Source organism: Pseudomonas sp. DE0010 (genome assembly GCF_007680745.1).
In the GTDB taxonomy this organism is placed as follows: domain Bacteria; phylum Pseudomonadota; class Gammaproteobacteria; order Pseudomonadales; family Pseudomonadaceae; genus Aquipseudomonas; species Aquipseudomonas parafulva_B.
The window spans coordinates 95,269-111,119 of record NZ_VEJQ01000008.1 but is presented as its reverse complement, the minus strand read 5'-3'; the positions used below and the strand labels follow the sequence as shown (position 1 = coordinate 111,119).

Genomic DNA, 15,851 nt, shown 5'->3' with positions numbered 1-15,851 from the left:
TCTTACTCTTGATAAATCACTTTAAGTTCGGCCCGCATCGGGTTGTGCGCATTTGATTTCTCAAGTCTTTTTATTCCCCAGATAGTCTTTCCACATTCCTTTAACGCGCTAAATCTCGGTCATGTAAGGCTTTTCCTTCCGAACGTGCCTTGACGGTGCTGCGGGCGGATTCCTATAGTGTGCGCAAGTGGCAGAAAGTGGGATGAAGTGGGTTTTCTGACACAAAAAAGCTAATATTGTGGGGAATCGCAGCCGTGTTTCGCGGAGCCAATGCCGTCAGTCTCGATGCCAAGGGCCGTCTCGCCATGCCGAGCCGGTACCGTGACGAGCTCGATTCGCGTTGCAACGGGCAGCTGATCGTGACCATCGACGCTGTCGATCCCTGTTTGTGCGTCTACCCGCTCGATGAGTGGGAGCAAATTGAAGCCAAGTTGCGAGCCTTGCCGTCGCTTCGTGAGGAAAACCGCCGCCTGCAGCGCTTGCTGATTGGTAATGCGGTCGACCTAGAGCTTGATGGCAGTGGTCGCTTCCTGGTGCCGCCCCGCTTGCGTGAGTACGCCCGGCTGGACAAGAAGGCGATGCTGGTGGGGCAACTGAACAAATTCCAGCTGTGGGATGAGGAAGCCTGGAACACGGTTTCGGCAGCCGACCTCGCAGCTATCCAACAACCGGGCGCCATGCCCGACGAATTGCGTGACCTGATCCTGTGACCATAGATAGCGGCTTCAACCACATTACCGTCCTGCTCGACGAAGCTGTCGAGGCACTGGCCTTGCGCGCCGACGGTTGCTATCTGGACGGCACCTTTGGCCGTGGCGGACACAGTCGGCTGATCCTCAGCAAGCTCGGCCCAGAAGGGCGACTGTTGGGTTTTGACAAAGACCCACAAGCGATTGCCACAGGGCAAGCGCTGGCGGCCGAAGACGGCCGCTTTGTCATTGTGCAGCGCAGCTTTGCCGAGCTGGGTGCGGAAGTGGCCGAGCGCGGCCTGCACGGCAAGGTGAGTGGAATACTGATGGACCTGGGCGTGTCTTCACCACAGCTTGACGACCCGGAGCGTGGCTTCAGCTTCCTCAACGACGGGCCGCTGGACATGCGCATGAACCCTGACCAGGGCATCAGCGCCGCCGAATTCATTGCCACCGCGCCGGTCGAGGAAATCGCCCGCGTATTCAAGGAGTATGGCGAGGAGCGCTTTGCCGGCCGTATGGCCCGTGCAGTCGTCGAGCGCCGTGAAAAGCAGCCGTTCACCCGTACAGGCGACCTTGCCGAGGTGCTCAAGGTGGCCAACCCTGCATGGGAAAAGGGCAAGAACCCAGCCACCCGCGCGTTCCAGGGCTTGCGTATCCACGTCAACAACGAACTCGGCGACCTGGAAACCGGCCTGCAAGCGGCCATCGACGCACTGGAGGTTGGCGGTCGCCTGGCCGTGATCAGCTTCCATTCGCTCGAAGACCGCATCGTCAAGCTGTTCATGCGCAAACTGGCCAAGGGCGAAGCTGACAACCTGCCGCGCAACCTGCCCGTGCAGCACAAGGTGTTCGAACCCACGATCAAGCTGATCGGTAAAGCCCAGTTCGCCTCCGATGCAGAGCTCAAGGCCAACCCCCGCTCACGCAGTGCGGTGATGCGTGTTGCGGAGAAATTGCGGTGAGCAAGTTGTTCGCCAAACCTCTGCCTGGCGGCAGCTTCCTCATGCTCATGCTGTTCGTCGGCGTGCTGGGCTCGGCCATTGCCGTGTCGTACAGCGCGCACTGGAACCGGCAATTGCTCAATACCCTGTACGGGGAGCTCAACGAGCGGGACAAGGCCCAGGCCGAATGGGGCCGGTTGATCCTGGAGCAAAGCACCTGGACAGCGGCCAGTCGCATCGAAAACCTGGCTACCGAGCAGCTCAAGATGCGCGTGCCAGCCGCTGACGAAGTGCGGATGGTGGCGCCATGATGAAGCTCGAAGGCGCACTCTACCCCTGGCGGTTCCGTGTTGTCGTCGGCCTGTTGGCGCTGATGGTTGGTGCCATTTGCTGGCGCATCATCGACCTGCAGGTCGTCGACCGCGATTTCCTCAAGGGGCAGGGCGATGCACGCAGCCTGCGCCACATTCCCATCCCTGCGCACCGGGGCTTGATCACTGACCGCAACGGTGAGCCGCTGGCGGTCAGCACGCCGGTCACCACGCTGTGGGCCAACCCCAAGGAAATGCAGGCTTCGCGCGACCGCTGGCCGCAGTTGGCAACTGCTCTGGGGCAAAACCCCCAGCAGCTCACCGAGCGCCTGACCCAGCAAGCCAACAAGGAATTCATCTACCTGGTCCGCGGCCTGACCCCGGAGCAGGGGCAGCATGTGCTGGACCTGAAGGTACCAGGCGTCTATGGGCTGGAAGAGTTCCGCCGCTTCTACCCTGCCGGCGACGTGACCGCCCACATGGTCGGCTTTACCGACCTGGACGATCACGGTCGCGAAGGCGTCGAGCTGGCCTATGACGAGTGGCTGGCCGGTGTACCGGGCAAGCGGCAGGTGATCAAGGACCGGCGCGGCCGCCTGATCAAGGACATCCAGGTCACCAAGAACGCCAAGGCAGGGAAGACCTTGGCGTTGTCGATTGACCTGCGCCTTCAATACTTGGCTACCCGCGAACTGCGCAACGCCATCGCCGAGCAGGACGCCAAGGCTGGCAGCCTGGTGATCATGGACGTCAAGACCGGTGAGGTTTTGGCGATGGTCAACCAGCCTACCTACAACCCCAACAACCGCCGCAGCATGTTCCCGGCGGCCATGCGCAACCGGGCCATCATCGACGTGTTCGAGCCTGGCTCCACGGTCAAGCCGATCTCGATGAGTGCCGCACTGGAAAGCGGCCGCTGGAAGCCTACCGACAAGGTCGAGGTTTACCCGGGCAGCCTGCAGATCGGTCGCTATACCATCAAGGACGTGTCCCGAAGCGAGGGGCCGATCCTCGACCTGACCGGCATTCTGATCAACTCCAGTAACGTGGGCATGAGCAAGATCGCCTTCGATATCGGCGGCGAAGCCATTTACCGGGTCATGTCCCAGGTCGGGCTGGGCCAGTACACCGGCCTGGGTTTCCCGGGCGAGCGCGTCGGCAACCTGCCTAACCACCGGGAGTGGCGCAAGGCCGAAACAGCCACGCTGTCGTACGGCTACGGCGTTTCGGTCACCGCTCTGCAGCTGGTGCACGCTTATGCAGCCTTGGCCAACGACGGCAAGATGGTGCCGCTGTCGATCCTCAAGGTGGACAAGGCGCCCGACGCCGTCCAGGCGATTCCCAAGGAAACCGCAGAAACCGTGCAGGGCATGCTCCAGCAAGTGATCGAGGCGCCGCGCGGCGTGTTCCGTGCCCAGGTGCCGTTCTACCACGTGGCCGGCAAGTCCGGTACCGCGCGTAAAGCCACGGTGGGTTCCAAGGGCTACACCGAAAATGCCTATCGCTCGCTGTTCGCAGGCTTCGGCCCGATGAGCGACCCGCGCTATGCGATCGTCGTGGTAATCGACGAACCCGGCAAAGGCGGCTACTTCGGCGGTCTGGTATCGGCACCTGTGTTCAGCAAGGTCATGTCCGGCACCCTTCGGTTGATGAACGTGCCGCCAGACAACTTGCCGCCACCTGCGCCGGCAGCGCCGGCAAGCCAATCGCAAGTCAATGCAGCAGCCGCCAACGGAGGGCGTGGATAATGACAATGCCATTGAGCAAGCTCTTCGCCCATGCCAGCCGCGACCCGCTGATTCGTGAACTGACCCTCGATAGCCGCAACGTGCGCCCAGGCGACCTGTTCCTGGCAGTGCCTGGGGCCAAGGTCGATGGCCGCGAGCATATCGCCGACGCGCTGGCCCGTGGCGCTGCCGCCGTGGCTTACGAGGAACAGGGCGCCACGGTGCTGCCGCTGACCGATGTACCGCTGATTCCAGTCAAGGGCCTGATCGCCCAGCTGTCGGACATCGCCGGGCGCTTCTATGGCGAGCCCAGCCGCCAGTTGAACCTGGTAGGCGTGACCGGCACCAACGGCAAGACCAGCGTCACCCAACTGGTGGCACAGGCGCTCGACCTGTTGGGCCAGCGTTGCGGCCTGGTGGGTACCCTGGGGACGGGTTTCTACGGCGAGCTGAAAAGCGGTCGACTGACCACGCCTGACCCGATCGCCGTGCAGTCGACCCTGTACGACTTGAAAAAACAAGGCGCCAAGGCCGTGGCCATGGAAGTGTCTTCCCATGCCCTGGAACAGGGGCGTGTAGCGGCCTTGGCGTTCGACATCGCGGTGATGACCAACCTGTCCCGTGACCACCTCGACTACCACGGCAGCATGCAGGCCTACGAAGCGGCCAAGGCCAAGCTGTTTGCCTGGCCAAGCCTGCGTTGCCAAGTGGTCAATCTGGACGACGACTTCGGTCGCCGCCTGGCTGACGCCTACGCTCACAAGCCGATGGCCGAGCGCATCGATACCCGGCTGATCACCTACAGCCTGGAGCACCCGGACGCCTCGCTGTACTGCCCCAAGGCCAAGTTCGACGACGATGGCGTCTGCGCCACCCTCGTCACCGCCCAGGGCGAGCGCACGTTGCGCACGCAGCTGCTGGGTCGCTTCAACCTGAGCAACGTATTGGCGGCCGTGGCGACCCTGCTGGCGTTGGACTACGCCCTGGACGAGATCCTCAAGGTCATGCCGCAGTTACACGGCCCTGTTGGCCGCATGCAACGCCTGGGCGGCGGCGACAAGCCCCTGGTGGTGGTCGACTACGCGCACACGCCCGATGCCCTGGAAAAAGTGCTCCAGGCCCTACGCCCCCATGCCCACGGCCAACTGCTGTGCCTGTTCGGCTGTGGCGGCGACCGTGACCGGGGCAAGCGCCCGCTGATGGCAGAAGTGGCCGAACGTCTGGCCGACCGGGTGCTGGTGACCGACGACAACCCGCGGACCGAAGATCCAATGCGCATCTTCGACGATATTCGGCCCGGCTTTAAGGCGCCGGTCGAGGTGGCGTTCGTGGCCGGTCGCGGTAAGGCCATCGCCCAGCTGATCGCCGGTGCCGCTGCCGACGACGTCATCGTGCTGGCCGGCAAGGGACACGAGGACTATCAGGAGATCAACGCGCAGCGCCATGCGTTTTCCGATTTGACCGAGGCCGAAAAGGCACTCGCAGCCTGGGAGGCCCCCAATGCTTGAGGCGATGACGCTTAGCCAGGTGAGCGCCACCTTGAAGGGTCGCCTGACCGGCGCCGATGCCCGCTTCGATGGCGTCAGCATCGACAGCCGCAGCGTCGCGCCGGGGCAGCTCTTCGTCGCCCTGGCCGGCCCGCGCTTTGACGGTCATGACTACCTGATGGACGTCAAGGCCAAGGGCGCCGTGGCGGCGCTGGTCGAACGCGAAGTGCAGGGCGTCGACCTGCCGCAATTGGTGGTCACCGATTGCCGCCTGGCCCTTGGCCAGCTCGGTGCACTCAACCGGGCGGCCTTCGACAAGCCCGTGGTAGCCATTACCGGGTCCAGCGGCAAGACCACAGTCAAGGAAATGCTCGCCAGCATCCTGCGCACGCGCGGCCTGGTGCATGCCACACGTGGCAACCTGAACAATGACCTGGGCGCGCCACTGACCTTGTTGGAAATCGCCCCCGAGCACAGCGCCGCTGTCATCGAGCTGGGCGCCTCGCGCATCGGCGAAATTCGCTACACCGTGGGTTTGACTCAGCCCCAAGTGGTCATCATCAACAATGCCGGCACCGCGCACGTGGGTGAATTCGGCGGCCCGGAGAAGATCGTCGAGGCCAAGGGCGAAATCCTCGAAGGACTGGGTGAGGGCGGTACCGCCATTCTCAACCTGGCCGACAAGGCCTTCGTCACTTGGCGAACGCGTGCCGGCGATCACCGGGTCGTGAGCTTTGCGCTCGACGATACCCGTGCCGACTTCCATGCCAGTGACATTGGCCGTGACCCCCGCGGCTGCCCGTCCTTCACCCTGCATGGGGCCAGCGAGCAGGCGCAGGTGCAACTCAACGTGCTGGGCGTGCACAACGTCAGGAACGCCTTGGCCGCCGCCGCCGCCGCCCATGCCGTGGGCATCAGCCTGCAGGGCATTGCTGCCGGCCTGGCTGCGGTCCAGCCGGTCAAGGGCCGCACCGTGGCGCAGGTTACCCCGAGCGGCGCTCGCGTGATCGACGACAGTTACAACGCAAATCCCACCTCCATGTGTGCCGCCATTGATATACTCGCCGGCTTTTCCGGACGCACCGTCCTGGTGCTTGGAGAAATCGGCGAGTTGGGTCAGTGGGCGCAGGAAGGTCACCGTCAGGTGGGTGACTACGCCCGCGGCAAGGTCGACGCCTTGTATGCGGTGGGTGCCAACATGGCGCACGCCGTCGAGGCGTTCGGTACCCATGGCCACCATTACGCTACGCAGGCCGCGCTGATCGAAGCAGTCAGTGCCGAAAATGCCGGCGATACCACTATCTTGATCAAGGGCTCGCGCAGCGCTGCGATGGAAAATGTCGTGGCTGCACTGTGCGGTGCCAGCGGGGAGAAACATTAATGCTGCTGCTGTTGGCCGAGTATCTGCAACAGTTCCACAAAGGCTTCGCGGTCTTCCAGTACCTCTCCCTGCGCGGGATTCTCGGGGTGCTTACCGCGTTGTCGCTGGCGCTGTGGCTGGGGCCGTGGATGATCCGTACCCTGCAAATTCGCCAGATCGGCCAGGCCGTTCGCAATGACGGGCCGCAGTCGCACCTGTCCAAGTCCGGTACGCCGACCATGGGCGGGGCATTGATCCTGTCTGCCATTGCCGTCAGTACCTTGCTGTGGGCTGACCTGACCAACCGTTATGTCTGGGTGGTGCTGATCGTTACCCTGGCCTTCGGTGCCATCGGCTGGGTCGACGACTACCGCAAGGTCATCGAGAAGAACTCCCGCGGCCTGCCAAGTCGCTGGAAGTACTTCTGGCAGTCGGTGTTCGGCCTGGCTGCGGCGGTGTTCCTCTACAAGACGGCCCCGACCAGTGTCGAGACCACCCTGATACTGCCGTTCATCAAGGACGTTACCATCCCCCTGGGCATCGGTTTCGTGGTGCTGACTTACTTCGTCATCGTCGGCTCCAGCAACGCCGTGAACCTGACCGACGGCCTGGATGGCCTTGCCATCATGCCGACCGTGATGGTCGGCGGGGCGCTGGGCATCTTCTGCTACTTGTCGGGCAACGTGAAATTCGCCGAGTACCTGTTGATCCCGTACGTACCCGGCTCTGGTGAGCTGATCGTGTTCTGCGGCGCACTGATCGGTGCCGGCCTGGGCTTTCTGTGGTTCAACACCTACCCGGCACAAGTGTTCATGGGCGACGTGGGCGCACTGGCGCTGGGCGCGGCGCTGGGCACCATCGCCGTGATCGTGCGCCAGGAGATCGTGCTGTTCATCATGGGCGGTGTGTTCGTGATGGAAACCCTGTCCGTGGTCATCCAGGTCGCTTCCTTCAAGCTGACCGGCAAGCGCGTGTTCCGCATGGCGCCGATTCACCACCACTTTGAACTCAAGGGCTGGCCAGAGCCACGCGTGATCGTCCGCTTCTGGATTATCACCGTGATCCTGGTGCTGATTGGCCTTGCCACCCTGAAACTGAGGTAGATGCGCGTGTCACTGATCGCTTCCGACCAATTCCGCATCGTTGTCGGCCTCGGCAAGAGCGGCATGTCCCTGGTTCGCTTCCTGGCGAGCCGGGGCATTGCCTTTGCGGTCGCCGATACCCGCGAGCAACCGCCGGAACTGGAAACCCTGCGCCGAGATTACCCGCAGGTGGAAGTACGCTGTGGCGAGCTTGACGTGGACTTCCTGTGCCGCGCCAGCGAGCTTTATGTCAGCCCAGGCCTGGCCTTGGCTACGCCGGCGCTGCAACAAGCCGCTGCCCGCGGGGTCAAGCTGTCCGGCGACATTGAACTGTTTGCGCGCAACGCCAAGGCACCGATCATCGCCATCAGTGGATCGAATGCCAAGAGCACCGTCACCACCCTGGTCGGCGAAATGGCCGCCAGGGCGGGCAAGCGCGTAGCGGTTGGCGGCAACCTCGGCACCCCGGCCCTCGACTTGTTGGCCGATGACATCGAGCTGTACGTGATGGAGCTGTCCAGCTTCCAACTGGAAACCACCGACCAGCTCAATGCCGAAGTCGCCACGGTGCTGAACATTAGCGAAGACCACATGGACCGCTACAGTGGCCTGCCGGCTTACCACCTGGCCAAGCACCGCATCTTCCGTGGTGCACGGCAGGTGGTGGTCAATCGCCAGGACGCGCTCAGCCGTCCCCTGCCGGTCGAAGGCCGCCCCTGCTGGACCTTTGGCCTGGGCGAGCCCGACTTCAAGGCCTTCGGCCTGCGCGAGGTGGACGGCGAGAAGTACCTTGCCTTCGCGTTCCAGGCCCTGATGCCGGTGCGCGAACTCAAGGTGCGCGGTGCTCATAACCAAAGCAATGCGCTGGCCGCACTGGCCCTGGGCCATGCGGCGGGGCTGCCTTTCGAGCCGATGCTGCAAGCGCTGCGTGAATTCACGGGGCTCGCTCACCGCTGCCAGTGGGTACGTGAGCGCAACGGGGTGAACTGGTACGACGACTCCAAGGCCACCAACGTGGGCGCCGCACTGGCAGCCATCGAAGGCCTGGGTGCCGATACAACAGGCAAGCTGGTGCTGATTGCCGGAGGCGACGGCAAGGGCGCCGATTTTGCCGCGCTGCGCGAACCGATCCGGCGCTATTGCCGCGCCGTGGTGTTGCTCGGCCGTGATGCTGGACGCCTGGGGCAGGCCCTCGGCGATGCTGCGCCGCTGGTGCGGGTAGCCTCCCTGGACGACGCTGTGCAGCGCTGCGCCGAATTGGCACAGCCCGGTGATGCCGTGCTGCTGTCGCCAGCCTGCGCCAGCCTCGACATGTTCAAGAACTTCGAAGAACGCGGGCGCCTGTTTGCCCAGGCAGCGGGAGCACTGGCATGATCTTCGGCATCCTCAAGCCCTACCCGTCGCCGCTGATCAGCGGCCGTGGCATCGACCTGGACTTCCCTCTGCTGGCCGGTTGCCTGGCGCTGCTGGGCCTTGGCCTGGTGATGATCACCTCCGCCTCCTCGGAAGTGGCCGCCGTCCAGTCCGGCAACCCGCTTTACCACATGTACCGGCACCTGGTTTACGTCTTCCTCGGGCTGGTTGCCTGTGGCGCGACCATGATGGTGCCGATCGCCACTTGGCAGCGCATGGGTTTCATGATGCTGCTCGGTGCCTTTGGCCTGCTGGTCATGGTGCTGGTGCCCGGCATCGGGCGCGAGGTCAACGGTTCGATGCGCTGGATCGGCTTTAGCTTCTTCAACGTCCAGCCTTCAGAAATCGCCAAGGTATTCGTGGTCATCTACCTTGCCGGCTACCTGGTACGCCGGCAGACCGAGGTACGTGAGAGCTGGATGGGCTTTTTCAAGCCGTTCATCGTGTTGCTGCCCATGGCCGGTTTGCTGCTGATGGAGCCTGACTTTGGCGCCACCGTGGTGATGATGGGGGCCGCGGCTGCCATGCTGTTCCTGGGTGGGGTGGGGCTGTTCCGCTTCAGCCTGATGGTGGTGCTGGCGGTCGTGGCGGTGTTTGTGCTGGTGCAGGCGCAGCCCTATCGAATGGCGCGACTGATCACCTTCACCGACCCCTGGTCCGATCAGTTTGGCTCCGGCTACCAGTTGACCCAGGCCCTGATCGCATTCGGGCGGGGCGAGTGGCTGGGCGTGGGCCTGGGCAACAGCGTGCAGAAGCAGTTCTACCTGCCTGAAGCGCACACCGACTTCGTGTTCTCGGTGCTGGCCGAAGAGCTGGGTGTGGTTGGCTCGCTGGTCACCATCGCGCTATTCGTCTTCGTCACCATTCGCGCGCTTTACATCGGGCTGTGGGCCGAGAAAGCCAAACAGTTCTTCGCCGCGTACATGGCTTTTGGCCTGGCCTTCCTGTGGATTGGTCAGTTCCTGATCAACATTGGCGTGAACGTCGGCCTGCTGCCGACCAAGGGCCTGACCCTGCCGTTCCTCAGCTATGGCGGCAGCTCGCTGGTCATCTGCTGCGCGTGCGTGGGGCTGCTGCTGCGCATCGAATGGGAAAGCCGTACCCATCTGGGCAGCGAAGAACATGAATTCAGCGAGAGCGACTTTGCCGAGGAGCCTGCCCATGGCCGCTGAAGACAAGAACGTATTGATCATGGCTGGCGGAACCGGCGGTCACGTGTTCCCGGCGCTGGCTTGTGCGCGCGAGTTCCAGGCGCGTGGCTACACCGTGCACTGGCTGGGCACCCCGCGAGGGATCGAGAATGAACTGGTGCCCCAGGCCGGGCTTACCCTGCATCGGATCCAAGTCAGCGGCCTGCGTGGCAAGGGCAAGCTATCGCTGCTCAAGGCCCCTTTGACCCTGGTCAAGGCCGTGCTGCAGGCCCGGCGCATCATCCACACGCTCAAGCCTGCCTGTGTGCTGGGCTTCGGCGGGTATGTCACAGGCCCCGGCGGCGTGGCGGCGCGCCTTTGCGGGGTACCGCTGATCATTCATGAGCAAAATGCCCGCGCCGGCACCGCCAACCGCTCGCTGGTACCCCTGGCCGCACGGGTATGTGAAGCCTTCCCCGACACCTTCCCGGCCAGTGAAAAGCGCCGCACCACAGGCAATCCGGTGCGTGCCGAACTGTTCATGGATGCCGAGCGTCCTGCGCTTGGCCAGCGTCAACCGCACCTGCTGGTGCTCGGCGGTAGCCTGGGCGCGGAACCCTTGAACACATTGTTGCCTAAAGCGCTGGCCGAAGTGCCCGAAGCCGTGCGGCCCCAGGTGTTCCACCAGGCTGGTAAGCAACATGCGTCGATCACCGCCGAGCGGTACCGCCAAGCCGGTGTCCAGGCGCAGGTCGAGCCCTTCATCAAGGACATGGCCCAAGCCTATGGCTGGGCCGACCTGGTGGTGTGCCGTGCCGGGGCCCTGACCGTCAGCGAGCTGGCGGCAGCGGGCCTGCCCTCGATGCTGGTGCCCTTGCCCCATGCGATCGACGACCACCAGACCCATAACGCCCATTATCTGGCCCGCGAAGGCGCTGCCTTCCTGATGCCACAAGCGACAACTGGCGCAGCGCAGCTCGCTGAACGCCTGAACGAGGTGCTGATGCAACCCGAGAAACTGACTGTCATGGCCGGTACCGCAAGGCGACTGGCCAAACCTGCTGCAACCAGCACCGTCGTCGATATCTGCCTGGAGGTGGCCCGTGGTTGAGAGCCAGAAAGCCATGCCCCAGCCCAAGATGGGCCGTATTCGTCGTATCCATTTCGTGGGTATCGGCGGTGTCGGCATGTGCGGTATCGCCGAGGTATTGCTGAACCTGGGCTACGAGGTATCCGGTTCGGACCTCAAGGTCTCGCCTGTGACCGAGCGCCTGGAGTCGTTCGGCGCGCAGATCTTCGTTGGCCATCGTGCAGAGAACGCTGCGACCGCTGACGTGCTGGTGGTGTCCAGCGCCATCAACCCGGCCAACCCTGAAGTGGCCACTGCCCTGGAACGTCGCATTCCCGTGGTGCCACGGGCAGAGATGCTGGCCGAACTCATGCGCTACCGCCATGGCGTGGCCGTGGCCGGCACCCACGGCAAGACCACCACCACCAGCCTGCTGGCCTCGGTATTCGCCGCCGGTGGGCTGGACCCCACGTTCGTTATCGGTGGCCGCTTGACTGCAGCGGGCACCAACGCCCAGCTAGGCACCAGCCGTTACCTGATTGCCGAAGCCGATGAAAGCGACGCCAGCTTCCTGCACCTGCAACCGATGGTCGCCGTAGTCACCAACATCGACGCCGACCACATGGCCACCTACGAAGGGGACTTCAACAAACTGAAGAAGACCTTCGTCGAGTTCCTGCACAACCTGCCGTTCTATGGCCTGGCCGTGATGTGCCTGGATGATCCGGTGGTGCGCGAGATCCTGCCCCAGGTCAAGCGCCCGACGGTCACCTACGGCTTCAGCGAAGAAGCCGATATCCGCGCCATCAATGTTCGTCAGCAAGGCATGCAGACGCATTTCACCGTCTTGCGCCGCGACTGCGAGCCGCTGGAGGTTTCGGTGAACATGCCGGGCAACCACAATGTGCTCAATGCACTGGCGACCATCGCCATCGCCACCGACGAAGGCATTCCCGACCAGGCCATTCTCCAGGGGCTCTCCGGGTTTCAGGGCGTGGGCCGTCGGTTCCAGGTGTACGGTGAGCTGCCCGTGGAGGGCGGCAGCGTGATGCTGGTGGACGATTACGGTCATCACCCCACTGAAGTGGCCGCCGTGATCAAGGCCGTGCGTGGCGGCTGGCCAAGCCGCCGGCTGGTGATCGTCTACCAGCCGCACCGCTACAGCCGCACCCGCGACCTGTACGACGACTTCGTCCAGGTGCTCGGTGATGCCAACGTGCTGCTGCTGATGGAAGTCTACCCGGCCGGCGAAGAGCCGATCCCGGGGGCCGATAGCCGCCAGCTGTGCCACAGCATTCGCCAGCGCGGCAAGCTGGACCCGATCTACATCGAGCGCGGCGCCGAGCTGGCGCCGCTGGTCCAGCCGTTGCTGCGTGCCGGCGACATCCTGATCTGCCAAGGTGCCGGCGATGTCGGCGGCCTGGCTCCGCAATTGATGAAAAGCCCGCTGTTTGCCGGCGCCGTGCAGGAGACGTCGAAATGACCAGCGCCTACGACACATTGCCCAGCACCCTGGACGTCAAGGCGTTCGGTCGCGTCGCTGTGCTCTATGGGGGCAAGAGCGCCGAGCGGGAAGTCTCGCTCAAGTCCGGCGCCGCCGTGATTGGCGCGCTCACAGAAGCCGGTGTGGACGTCGTCGCCATCGACGTGGGCGATGACCTGCTTGCGCGTCTGCAAAGCGAAAAAATCGACCGTGCCTTCATCATCCTGCACGGCCGCGGTGGTGAAGACGGCAGCATGCAAGGGCTGCTCGAGTGCCTGGGCATTCCTTACACCGGCAGCAGCATCCTGGCTTCTGCCTTGGCGATGGACAAGCTGCGCACCAAGCAGGTGTGGCAGAGCCTGGGTATTCCTACCCCGCGGCATGCTGTATTGGCCAGCGAAAGCGATTGTTTGCGTGCCAGTACGGAACTGGGCTTCCCGCTTATCGTCAAACCTGCCCATGAAGGCTCCAGCATCGGCATGGCCAAGGTGAACAGCGAGCAGGAACTGGTCGCCGCCTGGCAAGAGGCCGCCAAATACGATTCTCAGGTACTCGTGGAACAGTGGATTCACGGCCCGGAGTTCACCATTGCGGTGTTGCGCGGGCAGGTGCTGCCGCCGATTGCCCTGGGAACGCCCCACGTGTTCTACGACTACGACGCCAAATACATCGCCAACGATACCCAGTACCGCATTCCCTGTGGGCTCGATAGCGCCAAGGAGCAGGAACTGATCGATCTGACCGCCCGCGCTTGCGATGCCATTGGCATCGAAGGCTGGGGGCGGCTGGACGTGATGCAGGACGAGCAGGGCCGGTTCTGGCTGCTCGAAGTAAACACCGCCCCAGGCATGACTGATCATAGCCTGGTGCCCATGGCGGCCCGCGCGGCCGGCTTGGACTTCCAGCAACTGGTGCTGGCGATCCTGGCCGACAGCGTGGCGACGCGAGGTTAATCATCATGCAGGGCGCAATGGTACGTCAGCAGCAACCCGTTACCGGCCGCAGCAAGCCGGTGCCGCGTGGTGCCAGCCGGCTGGTGGCCGACGAGCCCGTATCGGCGCGCCTGCCGCGTCCAAGCCTGGGCGGCCTCAAGCGCCTGCTGTGGCCGGTGCTGCTGGTAGCCGCAGGCTTCGGCGCCTACGAGGGTGCCATACGGCTCATGCCGTATGCCGACCGGCCGATCACCAAGATCGACGTGCAGGGCGACCTGACCTACATCAGCCAGCAGTCGGTGCAGCAGCGCATCGCACCCTATGTGGCCGCAAGCTTCTTCACCGTCGACCTGCCGGCGATGCGCAAGGAGCTCGAGCAGATGCCCTGGATCGCCCATGCCGAAGTGCGCCGGGTATGGCCGGATGAAGTGGTGATTCGCCTCGAGGAACAACTGCCGGTGGCGCGCTGGGGCGATGCCGCCTTGCTCAACAACCAGGGCCAGGCCTTCACGCCGCGCGAACTGGCCAACTACGAGCACCTGCCACAACTGGCCGGCCCCCAGCGGGCCCAGCAGCAGGTCATGCAGCAGTATCAGATATTGAGCCAGATGCTGCGCCCCTTAGGCTTCTCCATCGCGCGCCTGGAGCTGCGCGAGCGAGGCAGCTGGTTCCTGACCACGGGCGCGAGCAGCGCAGGGCCCGGTATCGAGCTGCTGCTGGGGCGCGACCATCTGGTCGAAAAGATGCGCCGTTTCATTGCCATTTACGACAAGACGCTTAAAGAGCAGATCGCCAACATCGCCCGCATCGATCTGCGATATGCCAACGGGCTTGCCGTTGGCTGGCGGGAACCGATTGCACCGACGACGGCCCAACCCGCCGTTGCGAAGAATTAGAGAGAGGCAGGACCATGGCAAACGCGCATAGCGGCAAAATGATCGTCGGGCTGGACATCGGTACCTCCAAGGTAGTGGCCTTGGTAGGTGAGGTGGGCGAAGACGGCACGCTGGAAATCGTCGGGATCGGCACTCACCCGTCCCGCGGCCTGAAAAAAGGCGTGGTGGTGAACATCGAGTCCACCGTGCAATCGATCCAGCGCGCCGTCGAAGAAGCACAGCTGATGGCGGGTTGCCGCATTCACTCGGCCTTCGTGGGCGTCGCTGGCAATCACATCCGCAGCCTGAACTCCCATGGCATCGTCGCCATTCGCGATCGCGAAGTCAGCCTGGCCGACCTTGAGCGTGTGCTCGATGCGGCCCAGGCGGTGGCCATTCCGGCGGACCAGCGGGTGCTGCACACGCTGCCCCAGGACTATGTGATCGATAACCAGGAAGGGGTGCGCGAACCGCTCGGCATGTCGGGCGTTCGCCTGGAAGCCAAGGTTCACGTGGTGACCTGCGCCGTCAATGCTGCGCAGAACATCGAGAAGTGCGTACGCCGCTGCGGCCTTGAAATCGACGACATCATTCTCGAGCAACTGGCATCGGCCTATTCGGTACTGACCGACGACGAAAAAGAGCTGGGCGTGTGCCTGGTCGACATCGGCGGCGGCACCACCGACATCGCGATCTTCACCGAAGGCGCGATTCGCCACACCGCGGTCATCCCGATTGCCGGGGACCAGGTGACCAATGACATTGCCATGGCCCTGCGTACGCCCACACAGTATGCCGAGGAAATCAAGATTCGGTATGCCTGCGCCCTGGCCAAGCTGGCAGGTGCGGGTGAAACCATCAAGGTGCCAAGCGTTGGCGACCGTCCTCCGCGCGAACTGTCGCGTCAGGCGTTGGCCGAAGTGGTCGAGCCGCGTTACGACGAACTCTTCACCCTGATCCAGGCTGAACTTCGTCGCAGCGGTTACGAGGACCTGGTGCCTGCCGGCATCGTCCTGACCGGCGGCACCGCCAAGATGGAAGGCGCGGTCGAGCTGGCCGAGGAAATTTTCCACATGCCGGTACGCCTGGGCGTACCGCACAGCGTGCGCGGCCTGAGCGACGTGGTACGCAACCCGATTTATTCCACCGGTGTGGGCTTGCTTACCTACGGGCTGCACAAGCAGACCGAAGACCTGCCCTTGACCGGCAACAGCAGCAGCAACAACAGCTATGGCGATGAACCGAAGGCCCCAGTGCTTGAGCGCTTCAAGCGGTGGGTACAAGGCAACTTCTAAGTTTCAAAGCAGTAGTGGTAGGCGCGACAACTAGAGAACTGTAAGGAGAGGGAA

14 protein-coding genes are annotated in these 15,851 nt (G+C 63.6%); all 14 read left to right on the top strand.

The features are described from left to right. Window positions 1-254: 254 nt before the first annotated feature. Genes mraZ through ftsA form a run of 14 tightly spaced genes read left to right on the top strand, consistent with a single transcriptional unit; the run spans window position 255 to window position 15,797 of the window. Window positions 255-710 (top strand): division/cell wall cluster transcriptional repressor MraZ, encoded by a 456-nt coding sequence (mraZ, locus tag FS767_RS08675; protein WP_023534344.1) that lies wholly within the window; start codon window positions 255-257, stop codon window positions 708-710. Then, entirely contained in the window at window positions 707-1,654 is a 948-nt protein-coding gene (rsmH, locus tag FS767_RS08670) for a 16S rRNA (cytosine(1402)-N(4))-methyltransferase RsmH (protein WP_058604950.1), read from the top strand. Before mraZ ends, rsmH begins: the two co-directional genes overlap by 4 nt. Continuing rightward, complete coding sequence (ftsL, locus tag FS767_RS08665; protein WP_023534348.1) at window positions 1,651-1,944, top strand: cell division protein FtsL; 294 nt, start codon at window positions 1,651-1,653, stop codon at window positions 1,942-1,944. Before rsmH ends, ftsL begins: the two co-directional genes overlap by 4 nt. Beyond that, the gene (locus FS767_RS08660; RefSeq protein WP_178102726.1) at window positions 1,944-3,692 is read left to right on the top strand and encodes a penicillin-binding protein 2; all 1,749 of its coding nucleotides are present in this window, start codon (window positions 1,944-1,946) and stop codon (window positions 3,690-3,692) included. Before ftsL ends, FS767_RS08660 begins: the two co-directional genes overlap by 1 nt. Continuing rightward, window positions 3,692-5,179, top strand: a complete 1,488-nt coding sequence (locus FS767_RS08655) for a UDP-N-acetylmuramoyl-L-alanyl-D-glutamate--2,6-diaminopimelate ligase (protein ID WP_144964869.1) — start codon at window positions 3,692-3,694, stop codon at window positions 5,177-5,179. Before FS767_RS08660 ends, FS767_RS08655 begins: the two co-directional genes overlap by 1 nt. Beyond that, window positions 5,172-6,539 (top strand): UDP-N-acetylmuramoyl-tripeptide--D-alanyl-D-alanine ligase, encoded by a 1,368-nt coding sequence (gene murF / locus FS767_RS08650; protein WP_144964868.1) that lies wholly within the window; start codon window positions 5,172-5,174, stop codon window positions 6,537-6,539. The genes FS767_RS08655 and murF overlap by 8 nt, the downstream gene beginning before the upstream one ends. Next, window positions 6,539-7,621, top strand: coding sequence for a phospho-N-acetylmuramoyl-pentapeptide-transferase (mraY, locus tag FS767_RS08645; protein ID WP_015271711.1), 1,083 nt, complete (start codon window positions 6,539-6,541; stop codon window positions 7,619-7,621). Before murF ends, mraY begins: the two co-directional genes overlap by 1 nt. A 6-nt stretch (window positions 7,622-7,627) precedes the next feature. After that, window positions 7,628-8,974 carry a UDP-N-acetylmuramoyl-L-alanine--D-glutamate ligase gene (gene murD, locus FS767_RS08640; protein WP_144964867.1) on the top strand — a complete coding sequence of 449 codons (1,347 nt, stop codon included), beginning with the start codon at window positions 7,628-7,630 and terminating at the stop codon, window positions 8,972-8,974. Beyond that, window positions 8,971-10,185: a putative lipid II flippase FtsW gene (ftsW, locus tag FS767_RS08635; RefSeq protein WP_058637160.1), complete on the top strand. Its 1,215-nt coding sequence runs from the start codon at window positions 8,971-8,973 to the stop codon at window positions 10,183-10,185. The genes murD and ftsW overlap by 4 nt, the downstream gene beginning before the upstream one ends. Continuing rightward, entirely contained in the window at window positions 10,175-11,254 is a 1,080-nt protein-coding gene (murG, locus tag FS767_RS08630) for an undecaprenyldiphospho-muramoylpentapeptide beta-N-acetylglucosaminyltransferase (protein ID WP_144964866.1), read from the top strand. The genes ftsW and murG overlap by 11 nt, the downstream gene beginning before the upstream one ends. Before the next feature lie 13 nt (window positions 11,255-11,267). Continuing rightward, window positions 11,268-12,695 (top strand): UDP-N-acetylmuramate--L-alanine ligase, encoded by a 1,428-nt coding sequence (gene murC, locus FS767_RS08625; RefSeq protein ID WP_178091270.1) that lies wholly within the window; start codon window positions 11,268-11,270, stop codon window positions 12,693-12,695. After that, window positions 12,692-13,648 (top strand): D-alanine--D-alanine ligase, encoded by a 957-nt coding sequence (locus FS767_RS08620; protein ID WP_144964864.1) that lies wholly within the window; start codon window positions 12,692-12,694, stop codon window positions 13,646-13,648. The genes murC and FS767_RS08620 overlap by 4 nt, the downstream gene beginning before the upstream one ends. Before the next feature lie 5 nt (window positions 13,649-13,653). Next, window positions 13,654-14,523: a cell division protein FtsQ/DivIB gene (locus FS767_RS08615; RefSeq protein WP_027914483.1), complete on the top strand. Its 870-nt coding sequence runs from the start codon at window positions 13,654-13,656 to the stop codon at window positions 14,521-14,523. 14 nt (window positions 14,524-14,537) lie between these two features. Then, a complete protein-coding gene (gene ftsA, locus FS767_RS08610; RefSeq protein ID WP_023534383.1) occupies window positions 14,538-15,797 on the top strand; it encodes a cell division protein FtsA in 1,260 nt (419 codons plus the stop codon). Window positions 15,798-15,851 lie beyond the last annotated feature (54 nt).

Excerpts from the sequence above, each read along its gene's own strand:
- FS767_RS08660 (WP_178102726.1), top strand. The coding sequence starts at position 1,944 with ATGAAGCTCGAAGGCGCACTCTACCCCTGGCGGTTCCGTGTTGTCGTC.
- FS767_RS08655 (WP_144964869.1), top strand. The coding sequence starts at position 3,692 with ATGACAATGCCATTGAGCAAGCTCTTCGCCCATGCCAGCCGCGACCCG.
- murF (WP_144964868.1), top strand. The coding sequence starts at position 5,172 with ATGCTTGAGGCGATGACGCTTAGCCAGGTGAGCGCCACCTTGAAGGGT.
- mraY (WP_015271711.1), top strand. The coding sequence starts at position 6,539 with ATGCTGCTGCTGTTGGCCGAGTATCTGCAACAGTTCCACAAAGGCTTC.
- ftsW (WP_058637160.1), top strand. The coding sequence starts at position 8,971 with ATGATCTTCGGCATCCTCAAGCCCTACCCGTCGCCGCTGATCAGCGGC.
- murG (WP_144964866.1), top strand. The coding sequence starts at position 10,175 with ATGGCCGCTGAAGACAAGAACGTATTGATCATGGCTGGCGGAACCGGC.
- murC (WP_178091270.1), top strand. The coding sequence starts at position 11,268 with ATGCCCCAGCCCAAGATGGGCCGTATTCGTCGTATCCATTTCGTGGGT.
- FS767_RS08620 (WP_144964864.1), top strand. The coding sequence starts at position 12,692 with ATGACCAGCGCCTACGACACATTGCCCAGCACCCTGGACGTCAAGGCG.
- FS767_RS08615 (WP_027914483.1), top strand. The coding sequence starts at position 13,654 with ATGCAGGGCGCAATGGTACGTCAGCAGCAACCCGTTACCGGCCGCAGC.
- ftsA (WP_023534383.1), top strand. The coding sequence starts at position 14,538 with ATGGCAAACGCGCATAGCGGCAAAATGATCGTCGGGCTGGACATCGGT.